The 17191-nt window shown below is 68.3% G+C and carries 20 protein-coding genes; 16 read left to right on the forward strand and 4 right to left on the reverse strand.

Features of this window, described 5'->3' with window-relative positions; translation table 11 throughout:
- Nucleotides 1–1604: Rne/Rng family ribonuclease (locus tag NGJ44_RS09390; protein ID WP_251863774.1), on the reverse strand; the 1604-nt coding region annotated here is incomplete at its 3' end.
- 515 nt (nt 1605–2119) lie between these two features.
- Between NGJ44_RS09390 and NGJ44_RS09395 the strand changes: the two genes are divergently transcribed.
- From NGJ44_RS09395 to msrQ, 4 genes are all read left to right on the forward strand, one after another.
- Nucleotides 2120–3085: an RluA family pseudouridine synthase gene (locus NGJ44_RS09395; protein WP_053246789.1), complete on the forward strand. Its 966-nt coding sequence runs from the start codon at nt 2120–2122 to the stop codon at nt 3083–3085.
- Between the two features lies 1 nt (nt 3086).
- A complete protein-coding gene (locus NGJ44_RS09400; RefSeq protein ID WP_053246790.1) occupies nt 3087–3746 on the forward strand; it encodes an HAD family hydrolase in 660 nt (219 codons plus the stop codon).
- A 150-nt stretch (nt 3747–3896) separates the two neighbouring features.
- Nucleotides 3897–4859: a protein-methionine-sulfoxide reductase catalytic subunit MsrP gene (gene msrP / locus NGJ44_RS09405; RefSeq protein WP_251863775.1), complete on the forward strand. Its 963-nt coding sequence runs from the start codon at nt 3897–3899 to the stop codon at nt 4857–4859.
- Nucleotides 4860–4865: 6 nt separating this feature from the next.
- Nucleotides 4866–5507, forward strand: a complete 642-nt coding sequence (gene msrQ, locus NGJ44_RS09410) for a protein-methionine-sulfoxide reductase heme-binding subunit MsrQ (protein WP_053246381.1) — start codon at nt 4866–4868, stop codon at nt 5505–5507.
- 15 nt (nt 5508–5522) lie between these two features.
- Here msrQ and NGJ44_RS09415 read toward each other — a convergent pair whose 3' ends face one another.
- Genes NGJ44_RS09415 through NGJ44_RS09425 form a run of 3 tightly spaced genes read right to left on the reverse strand, consistent with a single transcriptional unit; the run spans nt 5523 to nt 7624 of the window.
- A complete protein-coding gene (locus NGJ44_RS09415; protein WP_053246380.1) occupies nt 5523–6308 on the reverse strand; it encodes an N-acetylmuramoyl-L-alanine amidase in 786 nt (261 codons plus the stop codon).
- 3 nt (nt 6309–6311) lie between these two features.
- The gene (locus NGJ44_RS09420) at nt 6312–7022 is read right to left on the reverse strand and encodes an SAM-dependent methyltransferase (RefSeq protein WP_053246379.1); all 711 of its coding nucleotides are present in this window, start codon (nt 7020–7022) and stop codon (nt 6312–6314) included.
- On the reverse strand, nt 7019–7624 hold the full coding sequence (locus NGJ44_RS09425; protein ID WP_251863776.1) for a Maf family nucleotide pyrophosphatase: 606 nt from the start codon (nt 7622–7624) through the stop codon (nt 7019–7021). Before NGJ44_RS09425 ends, NGJ44_RS09420 begins: the two co-directional genes overlap by 4 nt.
- A gap of 306 nt (nt 7625–7930) precedes the next feature.
- Between NGJ44_RS09425 and NGJ44_RS09430 the strand changes: the two genes are divergently transcribed.
- The 12 genes from NGJ44_RS09430 to NGJ44_RS09485 all read left to right on the forward strand — a co-directional run bounded on the left by NGJ44_RS09430 (nt 7931) and on the right by NGJ44_RS09485 (nt 17177).
- Nucleotides 7931–8497, forward strand: coding sequence for a YceD family protein (locus NGJ44_RS09430; RefSeq protein ID WP_053246377.1), 567 nt, complete (start codon nt 7931–7933; stop codon nt 8495–8497).
- Nucleotides 8498–8549: 52 nt separating this feature from the next.
- Nucleotides 8550–8732 (forward strand): 50S ribosomal protein L32, encoded by a 183-nt coding sequence (gene rpmF / locus NGJ44_RS09435; RefSeq protein WP_006389284.1) that lies wholly within the window; start codon nt 8550–8552, stop codon nt 8730–8732.
- A 59-nt stretch (nt 8733–8791) separates the two neighbouring features.
- Nucleotides 8792–9859 (forward strand): phosphate acyltransferase PlsX, encoded by a 1068-nt coding sequence (plsX, locus tag NGJ44_RS09440; protein WP_053246376.1) that lies wholly within the window; start codon nt 8792–8794, stop codon nt 9857–9859.
- The gene (locus NGJ44_RS09445) at nt 9859–10845 is read left to right on the forward strand and encodes a beta-ketoacyl-ACP synthase III (protein ID WP_053246375.1); all 987 of its coding nucleotides are present in this window, start codon (nt 9859–9861) and stop codon (nt 10843–10845) included. Before plsX ends, NGJ44_RS09445 begins: the two co-directional genes overlap by 1 nt.
- Nucleotides 10846–10936: 91 nt before the next feature.
- Nucleotides 10937–11872: an ACP S-malonyltransferase gene (gene fabD, locus NGJ44_RS09450; protein ID WP_251863777.1), complete on the forward strand. Its 936-nt coding sequence runs from the start codon at nt 10937–10939 to the stop codon at nt 11870–11872.
- Nucleotides 11873–11876: 4 nt separating this feature from the next.
- Nucleotides 11877–12626 (forward strand): 3-oxoacyl-ACP reductase FabG, encoded by a 750-nt coding sequence (gene fabG, locus NGJ44_RS09455; RefSeq protein WP_251863778.1) that lies wholly within the window; start codon nt 11877–11879, stop codon nt 12624–12626.
- Nucleotides 12627–12805: 179 nt separating this feature from the next.
- A complete protein-coding gene (acpP, locus tag NGJ44_RS09460; RefSeq protein ID WP_003813816.1) occupies nt 12806–13045 on the forward strand; it encodes an acyl carrier protein in 240 nt (79 codons plus the stop codon).
- 200 nt (nt 13046–13245) lie between these two features.
- Nucleotides 13246–14475: a beta-ketoacyl-ACP synthase II gene (gene fabF / locus NGJ44_RS09465; RefSeq protein WP_053245481.1), complete on the forward strand. Its 1230-nt coding sequence runs from the start codon at nt 13246–13248 to the stop codon at nt 14473–14475.
- Between the two features lies 1 nt (nt 14476).
- Nucleotides 14477–14971, forward strand: a complete 495-nt coding sequence (locus NGJ44_RS09470) for a hypothetical protein (protein ID WP_251863779.1) — start codon at nt 14477–14479, stop codon at nt 14969–14971.
- Nucleotides 14968–15567, forward strand: coding sequence for an RNA polymerase sigma factor RpoE (gene rpoE, locus NGJ44_RS09475; protein ID WP_053245480.1), 600 nt, complete (start codon nt 14968–14970; stop codon nt 15565–15567). Before NGJ44_RS09470 ends, rpoE begins: the two co-directional genes overlap by 4 nt.
- Before the next feature lie 12 nt (nt 15568–15579).
- On the forward strand, nt 15580–16098 hold the full coding sequence (locus NGJ44_RS09480; protein ID WP_053245479.1) for a sigma-E factor negative regulatory protein: 519 nt from the start codon (nt 15580–15582) through the stop codon (nt 16096–16098).
- Entirely contained in the window at nt 16098–17177 is a 1080-nt protein-coding gene (locus tag NGJ44_RS09485) for a MucB/RseB C-terminal domain-containing protein (RefSeq protein WP_251863780.1), read from the forward strand. Before NGJ44_RS09480 ends, NGJ44_RS09485 begins: the two co-directional genes overlap by 1 nt.
- The last annotated feature ends 14 nt before the right edge of the window (nt 17178–17191 follow it).

Consider the following 17191-nt stretch of genomic DNA (forward strand, 5'->3'; position numbering starts at 1 on the left):
GGTTGCGACGGGGTGATGCCCTTGACCAGCGCCTCCGGACGGCTCTTCACCTCGTGTTCGCGCGGCTGCCAGGCGGCGTCGGTGGCGGGGGCTTCGGCCAGCTCGAAGCTGGTCTTCACCTCTTCGAGGCGCGGATCGTCGTGGCGCAGGCGCTCGATGTGGTGGTGCGGGGTTTCCAGGTGCTTGTTGGGGATGAGCACTAGGTTGACCTTCAGGCGGGCTTCCATCTTGGTGATGTCGGCGCGCTTTTCGTTCAGCAGGTAAGTGGCCACTTCGACGGGCACCTGGGCGTGGACCGCCGCGGTGTTCTCCTTCATGGCCTCTTCCTGCAGCAGGCGCAGCACGTGCAGGGCGCTGGATTCCGCGTCGCGGATCACGCCGGTGCCGTTGCAGCGCGGGCAGGTGATGTGCGAGCCCTCGTTCAGGGCGGGACGCAGGCGCTGGCGCGACAGTTCCATCAGGCCGAAGCGCGAGATCTTGCCCATCTGGACGCGGGCGCGGTCGAAATGGAGGGCGTCGCGCAGGCGCTGTTCGACGGCGCGCTGGTTCTTGCTGTCCTCCATGTCGATGAAGTCGATGACGATCAGGCCGCCCAGGTCGCGCAGGCGCAGCTGGCGGGCGACTTCGTCGGCGGCCTCCAGGTTGGTGCGCAGCGCGGTTTCCTCGATGTCGGCGCCGCGCGTCGAGCGGGCCGAGTTCACGTCCACGGACACCAGCGCTTCGGTGTGGTCGATGACCACGGCGCCGCCGGACGGCAGCTGCACGGTGCGCGAGTAGGCCGTCTCGATCTGGTGCTCGATCTGGAAGCGGGAGAAAAGAGGGATGTCGTCGCGGTAGCGCTTCACGCGCTGGACGTTGTCGGGCATCACCACGCTCATGAACGCGGTGGCCTGGTCGGCGATCTCGTCGGTATCGATGAGGATTTCACCGATTTCCGGGGAGAAGTAGTCGCGGATGGCCCGGATGACCAGGCTGGATTCGAGGTAGATCAGGATGGGCGCGGCGTTGTCGCGGGCGGCGCCGTCGATGGCCGTCCAGAGCTGCAGCAGGTAGGACAGGTCCCATTGGAGCTCTTCGACGCTGCGGCCGATGCCGGCGGTGCGGGCGATGATGCTCATGCCCTGGGGCAGGTCGAGCTGCTCCATGGTGTCGCGCAGTTCCTGGCGGTCTTCGCCCTCCACGCGGCGCGACACGCCGCCGCCGCGGGGGTTGTTGGGCATCAGGACCAGGTAGCGGCCCGCCAGGGAGATGAAGGTGGTGAGGGCGGCGCCCTTGTTGCCGCGCTCTTCCTTCTCGACCTGGACGATCAGCTCCTGGCCCTCGCGCAGTGCGTCCTGGATGCGGGCGCTGCGGACGTCCACGCCTTCCTTGAAGTAGCTGCGCGCCACTTCCTTGAAGGGCAGGAAGCCGTGGCGGTCTTCGCCGTAGTTGACGAAGCAGGCTTCGAGGCCGGGTTCGATCCGGGTGATGACACCTTTGTAGATATTGCCTTTGCGCTGTTCGCGGCCGGCGGTCTCGATGTCGAGGTCGATGAGCTTCTGCCCATCGACGATAGCGACGCGCAATTCTTCCTGGTGCGTCGCATTAAACAGCATGCGCTTCATGAGAGAGGTTCTCCGTTGTCATGACGCGCCGATATCGGCGCGTGACCTCGGGTCACTCGGGCTGCGGCTGAAGCGGGCAAGAAGGGCGCGGACCGTACCTGGGACGTGCGCCCAGGCGTATCCGCCGCGGGTCAGGCGGGCACGTCGTGCCGTGTGGCACGGGGTTCTGTCAGCAGGGGGGTCAGCTTCACTGTTTGTGGTTTGACGGGATGTGCTGTGAACGGCAGGTGCGATGGGAATGGATGCCCACGCGCACCTGGTGCTTTAAATCAAATAAGCGACGATTCTTGCAGTGCTTCAGAGCCGCTTGCGGCAGGCAACGGATCCGCGGAGACAGCGGGCAAAATGAATGCCACACCACTGTACGGCGGAGCGCGGTTGCGCCGGCGACCAAGAGACCCCGGGGTTGAATGAGCAGGCAGTACAATGGCGGCCCGCGCGCGCTCGACGGAGTTGCGTGTTGTGCATCTCTACGCCAGGCGGCTGGTTCAGCCCCTTCAGGCTGTCCCGATTATATGTCGCTTTCCGCAATGCGCAAAGAATCTTCCCCCTCAGCGGCCGCCCCGGCGGTCCGCCTCGTGCAGGTGCCCGCCGAACTGGCCGGGCAGCGCCTGGACAATTTCCTGGTGCGCCTGTGCAAGGGCGTGCCCAAGACCCACATCTACAAGGCGATCCGGGGCGGCGAGGTGCGCGTAAACAAGGGACGGACTTCGGCCGACTACCGCATCGCCGAGGGCGACACCGTGCGCATCCCGCCGCTGCGCCTGCCGGATCCCGGCCAGCCGCGGCCCGTGCCCGGCGCGGAGTTCCCCGTGGTCTTCGAGGACGACGCCATCCTGGTCATCGACAAGCCTGCCGGCGTGGCGGTGCACGGCGGCAGCGGGGTGTCGTTCGGCGTCATCGAGCAATTGCGCGCGGCGCGCCCGCAGGCCCGCTTCCTGGAGCTCGTGCACCGGCTCGACCGCGAAACGTCCGGCCTGCTCATGGTGGCCAAGAAGCGCAGCGCGCTGCTCGCCCTGCACGCCATGCTGCGCGAGGGCAAGGGCGGCAAGCACTACCTGGCCCTGGTCGAGGGCGACTGGGTCAACGACCGCCAGCATATCCGCCTGGGCCTGACCAAATGGACCACCCAGTCGGGCGAGCGGCGCGTCAAGGTGGACGCGCAGGGCCAGAAGGCGCACACCATCGTCACCTTGCGCAAACGCTACGGCAGCTACAGCCTGGTGGACGCCGAGCTGCGCACCGGGCGCACGCACCAGATCCGGGTGCACCTGGCGGCCAGCGGCCATCCCATCGTGGGCGACGACAAATACGGGCACGACGAGGTGCGCGCCGACTTCGCCCGCCGGGGGTTCAACCGCATGTTCCTGCACGCGCACACGCTGACGCTGCCGCATCCCCTCACCGGCGACATGCTGGAATTGCGGGCCGAACTGCCTCCGGCCTGCCTGAAACTGCTGAAACAACTGGAGTCGGCCTGATATGTATTCGTTGGTCGTATTCGACTGGGACGGCACCCTGATGGATTCCACGCACAGCATCGTGGCCGCCATCCAGGGCGCCTGCCGCGACCTGGACCTGCCCGTGCCTTCGGCTTCCTCGGCCAGTTGGGTGATCGGCCTGTCGCTCGAAAGCGCCCTGCGCAAGGCCGTGCCCGAGCTGACGCCGGCCATGATGCCCCGTTTCCTGGAGCGCTACCGCATCCACTACCTGCTGCGCGATCCCGAGCTTCGGCTTTTCGACGGCGTGCGCGAGCTGCTGGCCTCGCTGGCCGAGCGCGACGTGCGGCTGGCCGTGGCCACGGGCAAGAGCCGGGTGGGGCTTGCCCGGGCGCTGGCCGCCACCGGGCTGGGGCCGATGTTCGACGCCACCCGCACGGCCGACGAAACCTTCAGCAAGCCGCATCCGGCCATGTTGCACGAACTGATGGACGAACTGGACGTGGACCCCGCACGGGTGGTCATGGTGGGCGACACCTCCCACGACCTGCAGATGGCCTGCAACGCCGGCGTGCACGGCCTGGGTGTCACCTATGGCGCCCACACCCTGAAGGAGCTTCAGGGATGTTCGCCGCAGGCCGTGCTGGACAGCGTGCCGCTGCTGCACGAGTGGATCCACCGGCGCCTGGACGGCGCCGCGTAGCGGGCCCGGGCGGCGCGGAACGCCGGCGTCCGCCCGCGGTCTATTACTGCATGGCCTGCGGCGCGCTCGCGCGCGGCAGGACGAGATCACCGGCGGACGGAATCGGGCGCGCGCCGCTGCCCGGCGCCGGCCGCCTTACGGGAGCCCCCGATGCTGATACGCCGACCCGCCGATATCCCGCCTTCCGAGATCACGCCCGAGCCCGTCTGGCGGGCGCGCCGGGAACTCATGCTGCGCGGCGGCGCCGCCGCAACCGCCCTGGCGCTGCCCGCCTGGCTGCCGCGCCCGGCCCGGGCGGCCGGGCCGGGGGCTTTGCCGGGCAAGCCCAACGCCGGGCTCAGCGTGCTGGACAAGCCGACTCCCTTCAAGGATGTCACTTCCTACAACAACTACTACGAATTCGGCCTCGACAAGAGCGATCCGGCCGAGCATGCCGGCAGGTTGCAGACGCGTCCGTGGACGGTGAGCGTGGAAGGCGAGGCCGCCCGGCCGCGCACCTACGGTATCGAAGACCTGCTCGCGCTGGCGCCCATGGAAGAGCGGGTGTACCGGCTGCGCTGCGTGGAAGGCTGGTCCATGGTGATTCCCTGGGTGGGCTACTCCCTGGCCAACCTGCTCAAGCAGGTCGAGCCCACGGCCAACGCCAGGTTCGTGGAATTCACCACCGTCGTGCAGCACGAGAACATGCCGGGCGTGCGCAGCGGGGTGCTGGACTGGCCCTACGTCGAGGGCCTGCGCATGGACGAGGCCATGCATCCGCTGACCATGCTGGTGTTCGGCGTGTATGGCAAGGTGCTGCCCAACCAGAACGGCGCGCCCCTGCGCCTGGCCGTGCCCTGGAAGTACGGCTTCAAGTCGGCCAAGTCGCTGGTCCGGATCCGGCTCGTGGAGCAGCAGCCCGTGTCGTCATGGACCAAGGCCGCCCAGCAGGAATACGGCTTCTACGCCAACGTGAACCCCAACGTGCCGCATCCGCGCTGGAGCCAGGCCACCGAGCGGCGCATCGGCGAAGACGGCTTCTTCGCCCCCAAGCGCAAGACCCTGATGTTCAACGGCTATGGCGAGCAGGTCGCGTCGCTCTACCAGGGCATGGACCTGAAGGCCAATTACTGAGCGCCCATGCCTGATGCCGCTCCTGCCGCCGCGCGCGGCGCGCAGTGGTCCGCCCGGGCGGTGGGCCGGTTCAAGCCCGTGCTGTTCCTGCTCGGGCTGGCGCCGCTGCTGCGCTGGGTGTGGCTGGGGCTGCACGACGGCCTGACCGCCAACCCGGTGGAGTTCCTGACGCGCTCGTCCGGCACCTGGACCCTGGTCTGCCTGCTGGCCACCCTGGCCATCACCCCGCTGCGCCGCCTCGCCGGCCAGCCGGCGCTGGTGCGGGTGCGGCGCATGTGCGGCCTGTACGCCTTTTTCTACGGCGCCCTGCATTTTCTTGCCTGGGTCTGGTGGGACCGCGGCCTGGATCCCGCCTCCATGCTGCGGGATCTGGGCGAGCGGCCTTTCATCCTGGCCGGGTTTTCCGCCTTTGTGCTCATGTGCGCCCTGGCCGCCACCTCCACGCAATGGGCCATGCGGCGCATGGGTCGGCGCTGGCAGGCGCTGCATCGGGCGGTCTACCTGATCGGGCTACTCGCCATCCTGCACTACTGGTGGCACAAGGCGGGCAAGAACGATTTCACCCAGCCCGCGCTGTACGGCGCGGTGCTCGCGCTGTTGCTGGGATACCGGGTGGCCGCATGGCTGCGCGGCCGCGCCCGGCGCTGACGCAATGGGCCCGGGTCAGGGCAGGGCGAGCATGATGGCCGCGGTTTCGGCGTCGGGCTGTCCGTCGTGCCGCGAGGGCCGGTAGTGCATCTGGAACGCCGCCAGCACGTTGCTCGTTTCGCGGTCGGCCTGGCCTGTCTGGGGCGCGGCGTAGCCCAGGCGCTGCAACTGGGCCTGGAACCATGCGATGCCGGGCAGCGGCTCCTGCTGCAGCCGCGCCAGGTGGGCGGCGGCGGCGGCCTCGTCGTACCAGCGTCCTATGCCCTGGCTGGCCAGCCACTTCCAGGGGAATAGCGGGCCCGGGTCCACCTTGCGCTGCGGTGCGATGTCGCTGTGGCCCACGATGTTCTCGGGGGCGATGCCGTGGCGCTGGGCGATATCGCGCGCCAGCAGGACGAGCGAGCGCAGTTGCCGCGGATCGTAGGGGCGCCAGACGGCAACGCCGTCCGGCCCCGGCGTCCAGCCCGGATTCACCAATTCGATGCCGATGGACGTGCTGTTCATGGCCGTGATGCCCTGCCAGGCGCTGGCTCCCGCATGCCAGGCGGCGCGGTTCTCGTCCACCAGCTGCCAGGTCTTGCCGTTTTCCTGGATGAGGTAGTGCGCGCTGACCTTGCCGCGCGAGAGTTCTTCCAGCGAATGTACGTCGTCGAGCGTGGTGTAGTGCAGCACGATGCTGCGCACGCGGCTGCCCTGGCTGACCGCCGTTACGGACGTGTCCACGTCCAGCCCGGGCGGCCCGCGGTGGGCGCAGCCCGCCAGCAAGGCCGCGGCCAGCGCGATCAGGACATATCGCGGCATGGCTCAGCGCGCCAGGAACAGGAACAGGGTGGGCATCTTGTCCAGCGCCGGGGGCGGGCGCTGCTTCCATTCCGCCACCGTATGCGTGGCGATCCATTCGTCCGGCGTGGTGAGCGCGCGCGCCACGCATAGCCGCGTGTCGCCCCGCAGCGCCGAAAGCAGGGTGGAGAACATGGCCGCGTTGCGGTAGGGCGTTTCGATGAGCAGCTGGGTCTGGTTCTGTCGGGCGGACAGTTGCTCCCAGGCGCGCAGCTGCCGCGCGCGCTCGCCCGCGTCCACCGGCGCGTAGCCGTGGAAGGCAAAGCGCTGGCCGTCCAGGCCGCTGGCCATCAGCCCGAGCAGGATGGACGAGGGCCCCACCCAGGGACGCACGGTCAGCCCCATGCGGTGCGCGGCTTCCACGACCCTGGCGCCGGGGTCGGCCACGGCGGGGCAGCCGGCCTCCGAAACCAGCCCGATTTCCGCGCCCTGGCGCAGCGGCTCCAGCCAGGACTGGATCTGCCGCGCGTCGGTCTTGTCGTCCAGCGTGTGGATGGCGATTTCCTGCAGGGGGCGCGTCGTGCCCGCCAGCTTCAGGAAGGCGCGCGCCGTCTTGGCGTTTTCGGCGATATAGGTGTCGAGCCGGCCGGCCAGCGCCCGCGTTTCGGCGGGCAGCCAGCGCTCGATGGGGGCATCGCCCAGGCCGACGGGAATCAGGTGCAGCGCGCCGCTCATGCGCCGGCTCCCGGCGCTTCCAGCGGGTCGAGCCCGAACCCCGCCAGCATGCGGGTGAGCGCGATGAGGGGCAGGCCGATGATGGCGGTGGGATCGTCGCTCTGGATGCTTTCCATCAGCGCGATGCCCAGGCTTTCCGCCTTGGCGCTGCCTGCGGTATCGTAGGGCTCTTCGGCCCGCAGATAGGTGTCTATGGCCTGGGCCGAGAGCGTGCGGAAACGGCAGCGCGTCACCACGTCGGCCTTTTCCACCCGCTGGCCGTCCGTCACGGCCAGCGCGCTGTGGAATTCCACCGTCTGGCCGGACAGCGCCCGCAGCTGAGCCTGCGCGCGGGCGAAATCTCCGGGCTTGCCGATGAGCCGGCCATCCATCGTGGCCACCTGGTCGGAGCCGATCACGATGCGGCCGGGGCGCGTGGCCGCGACGGCCATGGCCTTGGCCACCGACAGCCGCAGCGCCAGCGCTTCGGGCGCTTCGCCCGGCCGAGGCGTTTCGTCGACATCGGGAGAAATGGCCTCGAAGGGCAGGCGCAGGCGCGCGAGCAGTTCCCTGCGGTAGCGCGAGCTCGAGGCGAGGATCAGGCGGGGCGTGTTCTGGGGCATGCGATATTTGACGATGTTGCGTAAGTCACAGTATTATCTAACGTTTTGCGGCAAATTTGCTTTGCCCTGGGTTTGCCGCGACGCTTTTTGCCGCGGCGCGGCCGTCGTGTTTTAAGCAGGGCAGGCTCCTGGGCCGTCGGTGCCGGCAGGGCTGCCGACCATCTGTGGACACGGTGGCGCGAGGGGCGCAGGCGGGGGCGCAAGCCGGACGGATCTGTTGCCGGATCTGGCGGCTGGCCTTGATTGCTGCCGCGGCTTGGCCTTGATTTCGTTTTTCTTTTTACCGCTGGAACGCCGGGCTCGGGCATGGATACTCGCATAGACGCTTTTGCTTTTGCCCGCCAGGGCAGGGAAGCGCACGGCGTCGTGCCTCTGGCGCGACTGCTGCGTTTTGCCGAGGGGCTGCCCGCGCAGCCGGAAGGCGAGGCGGGGCTCGTGCGCTGGAGCGTGCGCGGCGAGGAGGCGAAAAGCGGCCTGCTGCAAGGCGAGCCGTTGCTGCATTTGCACATCCAGGCCGATCCGGTCCTGGTCTGCCAGCGCTGCAACGAGCTGTTCACCTACCCGGTGGACAGCCGCGTGACGCTGCAGCTGGTCAAGTCGGAGGCCGACCTGGAAGACGAATTCGCTTCCGGCGAGGACGACGGCGCCGAAGAACAGGATTTCGCGTCCGGCCAGCCTGAAAAGGTGGTGGGATCGCGTCATTTCGACCTGCTGGCCCAGGTCGAGGACGAGCTCATCCTGAGCGTTCCTTACGTGCCCAAGCATGATGTATGCCCGGGCGCGCAGGCCAGCGAGGGCGGGGCTCCCCAGGAGCCGGCCGCCGAACGTCCGTCGCCGTTTGCGGTGCTGGAACAACTGAAGCACAAAGATTGAGATCAACATCGGGTCGCTTGGCGTACAATGCGCCCCGTTTCTAGGAGTCATCATGGCTGTTCAACAAAACAAGAAGTCCCCGTCCAAGCGCGGCATGCACCGCTCGCACGATTTTCTGGTGAACCCCTCGACCGCCATCGAGCCCACCACGGGTGAAACGCACCTGCGTCACCACATCAGCCCCAACGGCTTCTACCGCGGCCGCAAGGTCCTGAAGACCAAGGCTGACGAATAAGGCCCCCGGGCCGGACTCGTACCCGGACCATTTCGGCTGAGCGCTGATACCTGGCTCCCGTGATACGCATCGCCATAGACTGCATGGGCGGCGACTTCGGCCTGCCCGTCACGATTCCGGCTGCGATCGAGTTCGCCCGGCAATTTCCGGATACCCGGCTATTGCTGGTCGGGCTTCCCGACGCCATCGAAGCGGCGCTCTCCGAGCACCGCGGCGTGGACCGCGATCGCCTTGAAATCGTGCCGGCCACGGAGGTCGTCGCCATGGACGACCCCGTCGAGGTCGCCCTGCGCCGCAAAAAAGATTCCTCCATGCGCCTGGCCGCCCAGTCCGTCAAGGACGGGCGCGCCGATGCCTGCGTCTCCGCGGGCAACACCGGCGCCTGGATGGCTATTTCCCGCTACGTCCTCAAGACGCTGGAGGGCATAGACCGTCCCGCGATCGCCACCTCGATTCCCAACCAGACCGGCCGCGCCACCACGGTGCTGGACCTGGGCGCCAACGTCGATTGCAGCGCCGAGCATCTGCTGCAATTCGCCATCATGGGCGCCGCGCTGGCCCAGGCCGTCGACCATCGCGAGAACCCGTCGGTCGGCCTGCTCAACATCGGCGAAGAAATCATCAAGGGCAACGAGGTCGTGAAGGAAGCCGCCGAGCTTCTGCGGGCCAGTCCGCTCAATTTCTACGGCAACGTGGAAGGCAACGACATCTTCAAGGGCACGGTGGACGTGGTCGTCTGCGACGGCTTCGTCGGCAACGTGGTGCTCAAGTCCGTCGAAGGGCTGGCCAAGATGCTGTCCAGCGTCATCCGCGAAGAATTCAAGCGCAACCTGATCACGTTGCTTGCCGGGGCCGTCGCCAAGCCCGTGCTCAACCGCCTGCGCGAGCGCGTGGACAACCGTCGCTACAACGGGGCGGCGCTGCTCGGCCTGCGCGGCGTGGTCATCAAGAGCCACGGCTCGGCCGACGCCTACGCGTTCGGTTTCGCCTTGCAGCGCGCCCGCGAGGCCGTAGTGAGTAAACTGCTGGAGCGCACCGCGCAGACGGTCGCGCAGATTACCAAGCGCGTTCAATCGGGAGAGGGCGTGGCGCCGCCCGCGGGGAACGTGGCTGGAGACACCGCTTGATGGATACCGCAATGAAATACTCCGTAATCGCGGGCACCGGCAGCTTCCTGCCGGAACGCGTGGTTTCGAACGACCAGCTTGCCGCGGAACTGGCAACGCGGAACATCGCCACCTCCGACGAATGGATCGTCGAGCGCACGGGCATCCGGCAGCGCCACCTCGCCGAGCGCGGCGTCACCACCAGCCAGCTCGCCACCGAGGCCGCGCGCCGCGCGCTGGCCGACGCCGGGGTGGACGCATCCGAGCTCGACCTCATCGTGCTGGCGACCTCCACCCCCGACTACGTATTCCCGAGCACGGCCTGCCTGGTCCAGGCCAACCTGGGCGCCAAGGGTTCGGCGGCGTTCGACGTGCAGGCCGTGTGCAGCGGCTTCGTGTACGCCCTCACCACGGCCGACAGCTTCATCCGCGCCGGGCGCGCGCGCCGCGCCCTGGTCATCGGCGCCGAAGTGTTCTCCCGCATCCTCGACTGGAACGACCGCAGCACCTGCGTGCTGTTCGGCGACGGCGCGGGCGCCGTGGTGCTCAAGGCCGCCGACGAGCCGGGCATCATGGCCGCGCAACTGCACGCCGACGGCAGCCAGACCCGCATCCTGAGCGCGGCGGGCAACGTGGCCTACGGCGACGTCACCGGCGATCCCTTCCTGCGCATGGACGGCCAGGCCGTCTTCAAGCAGGCCGTCACCGTGCTCGACCGTTCCGCGCGCGACACCTGCGCCGAGGCCGGCGTGCAGATCGACGACGTGGACTGGCTGATCCCGCACCAGGCCAACGTGCGCATCCTGAATTTCCTGGCGCGCAAGCTGGGCGTGTCCACGGACAAGGTGGTCATCACCGTGGACAGCCATGCCAACACGTCGGCGGCCAGCGTGCCCCTGGCCCTGGACGTGGCGCGCCGCGACGGTCGGGTCAAGCGCGGCCAGCTCGTGCTGATGCAGGGCGTGGGCGGCGGTTTCACCTGGGGTTCCGTGCTGGCGCGCATGTAGCCGCCGAAAGGCAGGGCGGCCGCCGCGCCGTGTTTGCCAGGTGGCCGCGCCTGACAATCCTTAAAGATCCAAAATCACTACACGGTCAATCATGAAAATCGCATTTGTCTTTCCGGGCCAGGGCTCGCAGTCGGTCGGCATGCTGGATGCCTGGAGCGGCGTGCAGCCGGTTGCCGATACCGTGGCCCGCGCCTCGCAGGCGCTGGGACAGGACCTGGGCGCCCTCATCGCGCAAGGCCCGGCCGAAGAACTGAACCTGACCACCAACACGCAGCCCGTCATGCTGACCGCCGGCGCGGCTTTCTACGCCGCCTGGCGCGCGGCCGGCGGACGCGAGCCCGACGTGGTCGCGGGCCACAGCCTGGGCGAGTACGCCGCGCTCACCGCCGCGGGCTCGCTGTCGCTCGAAGACGCAGTGCGCCTGGTGCGCGTGCGCGCCGATGCCATGCAGGCCGCGGTGCCGGTGGGCACGGGCGCCATGGCGGCCATCCTGGGCCTGGACGACGACGCCGTGCGCGCCGCCTGTGCGGCCGCCGCCCAGGGCGAAGTCGTCGAGGCCGTGAATTTCAACGCGCCCGCCCAGGTCGTCATCGCCGGGCACAAGGCGGCCGTCGAACGCGCCTGCGAGCAGGCCAAGGCCGCGGGCGCCAAGCGCGCGCTGCTGCTGCCGGTTTCGGCCCCGTTCCACTCCAGCCTGCTCAAGCCCGCGGCCGAGGTGCTGGCCAAGGCGCTGGCGCAGGTCCAGGTGGCCGCGCCCCGGGTGCAGGTCATCAACAACGTGGACGTGGCTTCCCCGTCTGAGCCCGGCGCCATCCGCGACGCGCTGGTGCGCCAGGCCTGGCATCCGGTGCGCTGGGTGGAAACCCTGCGCGCCATGAAGGCGCAGGGGGTCACGCACGTCATCGAATGCGGCCCCGGCAAGGTGCTGGCCGGCCTCACCAAGCGTATCGATCCGGAACTCACCGGGCTGGCCATCACCGATCCGGCTTCGCTGGAAGCGGCGCTGGCCGCGGTCAATGGAAACTGACACCATGGACAACACCTCGAAGGAACTGCAGGGCAAGATCGCCCTCGTGACGGGCGCCACGCGCGGCATCGGCCGCGCCATCGCCGAAGAGCTGGCGGCGCGCGGCGCCACGGTCGTGGGCACCGCCACGTCCGAGGCCGGCGCCGCCGCCATCACCGAGGCGCTGGCGCCGCACGGCGGCCGCGGCGTGGTGCTGGACGTGACCGATGCCCAGGCTTGCGACGCGCTCGTCGAGGCGCTGGGCAAGGAGGGCGGTCCGCACATTCTCGTCAACAATGCCGGCATCACCCGCGATACGCTGGCCATGCGCATGAAGGACGAAGACTGGTCGGCCGTGATCGACACCAACCTGGCGTCGGTTTTCCGCCTGTCGCGCGCCGTGCTGCGCAGCATGATGAAGGCGCGCTGGGGCCGCATCATCAACGTCACCTCGGTGGTGGGCGCGTCGGGCAACGCGGGTCAGGCCAACTATGCCGCCGCCAAGGCGGGCGTGGCGGGCATGTCGCGCGCCCTGGCCCGCGAGCTGGGCAGCCGCAACATCACGGTGAACTGCGTGGCGCCCGGCTTCATCGATACCGACATGACCCGCGCCCTGGGCGAGAACCAGACGGCGGCCCTGCTCCAGCAGATTCCGCTGGGCCGCCTGGGCTCGCCGGCCGACATCGCCCATGCGGTGGCCTTTTTGTCCAGTCCCCAGGCGGGTTACATTACCGGCACGACGCTGCACGTCAACGGCGGCATGTACATGCAATAAGTCACGATCCGCGCGGAATGCCTGGCTTTCCGCGCGTGTCACAACGAAGCGCCGCATTGCGGCGCTCCGGCGCCAGCCGGCGCGGGAGCGGTCAGGCGGTGTTATTTTTGTCAGGCCAGGCGTCGCATTCCTCTGCGCTTGGCTATAATTCGCGGGATTTTTCCCATTTGGAGATCTGCATGGAAAGCATCGAACAGCGCGTCAAGAAGATCGTCGCTGAACAACTTGGCGTGAACGAAGCCGAGATCAAGAACGAGTCCTCCTTCCTTGACGACCTCGGTGCCGATTCGCTCGACATGGTCGAACTGGTCATGGCGCTCGAAGACGAATTCGAGACCGAGATCCCCGACGAAGAGGCCGAAAAGATCACGACCGTGCAACAAGCGATTGACTACATCAATTCGCACGGCAAGCAGTAAGCCTGTACGCAGTCAGCCTGTATTCACCCGGGTTTCCGATCGCAACCATCGGAAGCCGCCGGGGCTCGGGGCGGTTTCAGGAGTTTGCCGTGCGGCTCGCGCGGGTCAGGGCGCTTTGAGGCCCGGCCCGCACATTGGCGCGCCGCGCGTGCAACGCCTCCCGAAAACCGCCTTTCTTTTGTCAGTTTGAGGAGTCATCCGTGAAGCGACGAGTCGTCATCACCGGCCTGGGCATCGTTTCCCCCGTGGGAAATGACATTGCCACCGCCTGGGACAATATCGTCAACGGACGTTCTGGCGTCAGCCGCATCACCCGTTTCGATCCCTCGGCCCTCACCACGCACATCGCCGGCGAAGTCAAGGATTTCGACGTCACCGCCTATCTTCCCGCCAAGGAAGCCCGCCAGATGGATACCTTCATCCATTACGGCATGGCTGCCGGCATGCAGGCGTGGCGCGATGCCGGCCTGGAAGTCACCGAAACGAACGCCGACCGCATCGGCGTGATCGTGGGCTCCGGCATCGGCGGCCTGCCGCGCATCGAGGAAACCCAGATCGAATACCTGTCCAAGGGACCGCGCCGCATTTCCCCGTTCTTCGTGCCGGGCTCGCTGATCAACCTGATCTCCGGCCATCTGTCCATCATGTACGGGCTGAAGGGGCCGAGCTACGCGGTGGTGTCGGCTTGCACCACGGGACTGCACTGCATCGGCGATGCCGCCCGCCTCATCGAGTACGGCGATGCCGACGTCATGATCGCCGGCGGCGCCGAATCCACCGTTTCTCCGCTGGGCATCGGCGGGTTCGCCGCCATGCGCGCGCTGTCCACCCGCAACGACGATCCGCAGACCGCCTCCCGTCCCTGGGACCGCGACCGCGACGGCTTCGTGCTGGGCGAAGGCGCGGGCGTGCTGGTGCTCGAGGAATACGAGCACGCCAAGAAGCGCGGCGCCCGCATCTACGGCGAATTCGCCGGCTACGGCATGAGTTCGGACGCCCACCACATCACGGCTCCCGACAAGGACGGCCCGCGCCGCGGCATCATCAACGCGCTGCGCAACGGCGGCATCAACCCCGACGACGTGCAGTACGTCAACGCGCACGGCACCTCCACGCCGCTGGGCGACAAGAACGAAACCGACGCCCTGAAGCTCGCCTTCGGCGACCACGCCAGGAAGCTGGTGGTGAATTCCACCAAATCCATGACCGGCCACCTGCTGGGCGCAGCCGGCGGCATCGAGGCCGTGTTCACCACCCTGGCCGTGCATCACCAGGTTTCGCCCCCGACGATCAACATCTTCAACCAGGATCCGGAATGCGACCTGGACTATTGCGCCAACGAGGCGCGTCCGATGAAGATCGACGTGGGTCTGTCCAACTCCTTCGGTTTTGGCGGCACCAACGGCTCGATGGCCGTTCGCCGGGTCTGATTTGGCCGGCTCCTCCGGAGAACGCCGGACCGGCCTCGTGGCCATGGGCAGGCCCGGCGGCCTGAAGGCCCTGTCGGGCGGCGCGCTTTGCGTGGCCGTCGCCTGCGTGGCGCAGGCCGCCTTGTTCGCGGGTGCGGGCGGGACGACGCTGGCCTGGCTGGCCCTGCCGGCGCTGGCCGCGGGCCTGTTACACTTGACCGGCAGCAGCCCGTCCCCGGTATCCGCGCTGCGTCCCTCCACCGGCGCCGGGCCCTGGCAAGTCCGCCTGTCCCGACGCTGGCGGGACGCCGTCCTCCTGGAGCAGCATGCCGGACCGGCCTGGCTGACACTGACCATGCGGGTTCTGCCCGCCGGGAGCGCAGCCTTCGAGACCACCATCGTCACTTTCACCGTCTGGCGCCATGCCTTGCGGCCTGAAGCCTGGCGCCGCCTGCGCCTGCTGGCCGCGGCGTCGCGCCGGCACGCGCCTGCGGTCCGCCTGCGGGAGGCCTCATGAGCGAGCGCGAAGTCGACGCCGAACTCGTCGAGCGCGTCCAGCGCGGCGACAAGAAGGCCTTCGACCTGCTGGTGCTCAAGTACCAGCGCAAGATCCTCCGCCTGCTGGCGCGCATGATCCGCGATCCCGCGGAAATCGAGGACGTGGCCCAGGAGGCCTTCATCAAGGCGTACCGGGCGCTGCCCCAGTTCCGGGGCGACAGCGCCTTCTACACCTGGCTCTACCGCATCGCCATCAACACCGCCCGCAACTGGCTCGCCTCCCAGGGGCGGCGCCCCAGCGCGCCCAATGCAATAGAAACGGAAGACGGTGAAACTTTTAACGAAACGGACAACCTAACCGACATAAGCACGCCGGAGTCCATGATGGCCAGCCGCGAGATCGCCGAAACGGTGAATGCCGCCATCGCGGAGCTGCCCGAGGAATTGCGCACAGCAATCGTCCTGCGTGAAATCGAAGGTATGAGTTACGAAGACATCGCCCAGAGCATGGATTGCCCGATAGGTACGGTGCGCTCCCGCATTTTTCGTGCGCGCGAAGCCATCGCCACCCGTCTGCGTCCGTTGCTGGACACCGATGCCGAGCGTCGCTGGTAAGGAGTGGCAGTCATGCAAACAGCAGCCAAGTCCGTCGAGACCGACCCGACCTCCTGGGAAGAGTCGCTTTCCGCCTGGATGGATGGGGAAGAAGAGTCCGACGATATTTTTCCCGGCCTGTTGTCCAAAGAGGGACGGCAGACCTGGGACACCTATCACCTGATAGGCGATTCCCTGCGCAACGCCGACCTGGCGCTGACGCCCAGCGCGGACTTCCAGGCGCGCCTGGCGCGCGCCCTGGACGCCGAGCTGCCCATCGTGGCGGCGCCGCGGCGCCGGTCGCCGCTGCGCCTGGGCCTGTCCGGCCTGGCGGTGGCCGCCGCGGTGGCCACCGTGGCCTGGGTGGCCCAGCCCTATCTCGCGGGCTCCGGTCCGGAAACCCGGGTGCTGGCCGATGCGGGCGGCAATCCGTCCCTCGGCGCTCAGGCGGCCGATGACGCCGGCCTGCGCGACTACCTCGAAGCCCACCGGCAGATGGCCGGCCCCAGCGCGGTGCGCCAGGTTTCCTTTGAAACGAGGACGGGGCGTTGATGGCCCGCAGGCTTCCGATCCGCTGGCTGCCGGCCGGACGCTCCGACTCCGGGCATGTCCACCGCGCCGGCTGGTTCGCCGCCTCGCTGCTCCTCCTCTCCTTCTTCGCCGCGCACGCCAGCGCGCTCGCCGCGCCGCCGGGCGGCGCCGCGCCTGCCGAGGACATGGCGCAACTGCTGTCCCGCATCCAGGACGCCGCGCGCCAGAAAGACTATTCCGGCGTGTTCATGTACCAGCAGGGCGAATTCATCCAGTCTTCCCGCCTGGTCCACGTGGTGGACGGCACGGGCGAGCGCGAGCGCCTGGAGATCCTGGACGGCCAGCCGCGCGAATACCTGCGGCACAACGAAGACGTCCAATGCCTGGTGCCCGACCACAAGACGGTGCTGCTGGAGCGCCGGCGCGGCGACCGCTTCCCCGGCCTGCTGCTGGGCGACCCCGCCCGCCTGTCCGAGCAGTACGACATTCGCGCCGAAAAGACGCTGCACCGCGTGGCGGGCCGGCAGTGCCGCCTCATCACCATCGAGCCGCGCGACAAGCTGCGCTATGGCTACCGGCTGTGCGCCGACGTCGATACCAGCCTGCTCCTGAAGGCCCAGACGCTCAACGCGGCCAAGGGCGTGGTGGAGCAGGTGTCCTTCACCTCCCTCAGGCTGGGCTCCGAGGTCGATCCCCAGGACCTGGCCTCCCGCTGGAGCACCCGCGACTGGAAGGTCATGGAATCGTCCATGACGCCGGTCGATCTCTCCGCGCTGGGCTGGCGCATCCACGCGCCCAAGGGGTTCAGCGTGGTCATGCAGGTTTCGCGCACCATGGGGCACGGCGCGCCGGTCAACCAGATGGTGCTGTCCGACGGGCTGGCCGCCATTTCGGTTTTCATCGAGCCTTATGACAACCAGCGCGGGCATCATCCGCCGGCCGGCGCGTTGCAACGCGGCGCGCTCACGGTCTACGCTACCCGCATCGCGGATTTCTGGCTGACCGCCGTGGGCGAGGTGCCCGTGGCCACGCTGGAGCAGCTCGCGGAATCGACGGAATACGTGCCCGCGGCGCAGGCGCCGGCGGCCGGAGTCAAATAAGACCAGTCCTGTAC

Origin of the sequence: Achromobacter sp. Marseille-Q4962, from assembly GCF_943737005.1 — a bacterium.
In the GTDB taxonomy this organism is placed as follows: domain Bacteria; phylum Pseudomonadota; class Gammaproteobacteria; order Burkholderiales; family Burkholderiaceae_B; genus Achromobacter.

Coding starts and splice junctions, on each gene's coding strand:
- NGJ44_RS09395 (WP_053246789.1), top strand. CDS start 2,120: ATGTCGCTTTCCGCAATGCGCAAAGAATCTTCCCCCTCAGCGGCCGCC.
- NGJ44_RS09400 (WP_053246790.1), top strand. CDS start 3,087: ATGTATTCGTTGGTCGTATTCGACTGGGACGGCACCCTGATGGATTCC.
- msrP (WP_251863775.1), top strand. CDS start 3,897: ATGCTGATACGCCGACCCGCCGATATCCCGCCTTCCGAGATCACGCCC.
- msrQ (WP_053246381.1), top strand. CDS start 4,866: ATGCCTGATGCCGCTCCTGCCGCCGCGCGCGGCGCGCAGTGGTCCGCC.
- NGJ44_RS09415 (WP_053246380.1), bottom strand. CDS start 6,308: ATGCCGCGATATGTCCTGATCGCGCTGGCCGCGGCCTTGCTGGCGGGC.
- NGJ44_RS09420 (WP_053246379.1), bottom strand. CDS start 7,022: ATGAGCGGCGCGCTGCACCTGATTCCCGTCGGCCTGGGCGATGCCCCC.
- NGJ44_RS09425 (WP_251863776.1), bottom strand. CDS start 7,624: ATGCCCCAGAACACGCCCCGCCTGATCCTCGCCTCGAGCTCGCGCTAC.
- NGJ44_RS09430 (WP_053246377.1), top strand. CDS start 7,931: ATGGATACTCGCATAGACGCTTTTGCTTTTGCCCGCCAGGGCAGGGAA.
- rpmF (WP_006389284.1), top strand. CDS start 8,550: ATGGCTGTTCAACAAAACAAGAAGTCCCCGTCCAAGCGCGGCATGCAC.
- NGJ44_RS09445 (WP_053246375.1), top strand. CDS start 9,859: ATGGATACCGCAATGAAATACTCCGTAATCGCGGGCACCGGCAGCTTC.
- fabD (WP_251863777.1), top strand. CDS start 10,937: ATGAAAATCGCATTTGTCTTTCCGGGCCAGGGCTCGCAGTCGGTCGGC.
- fabG (WP_251863778.1), top strand. CDS start 11,877: ATGGACAACACCTCGAAGGAACTGCAGGGCAAGATCGCCCTCGTGACG.
- acpP (WP_003813816.1), top strand. CDS start 12,806: ATGGAAAGCATCGAACAGCGCGTCAAGAAGATCGTCGCTGAACAACTT.
- rpoE (WP_053245480.1), top strand. CDS start 14,968: ATGAGCGAGCGCGAAGTCGACGCCGAACTCGTCGAGCGCGTCCAGCGC.
- NGJ44_RS09480 (WP_053245479.1), top strand. CDS start 15,580: ATGCAAACAGCAGCCAAGTCCGTCGAGACCGACCCGACCTCCTGGGAA.
- NGJ44_RS09485 (WP_251863780.1), top strand. CDS start 16,098: ATGGCCCGCAGGCTTCCGATCCGCTGGCTGCCGGCCGGACGCTCCGAC.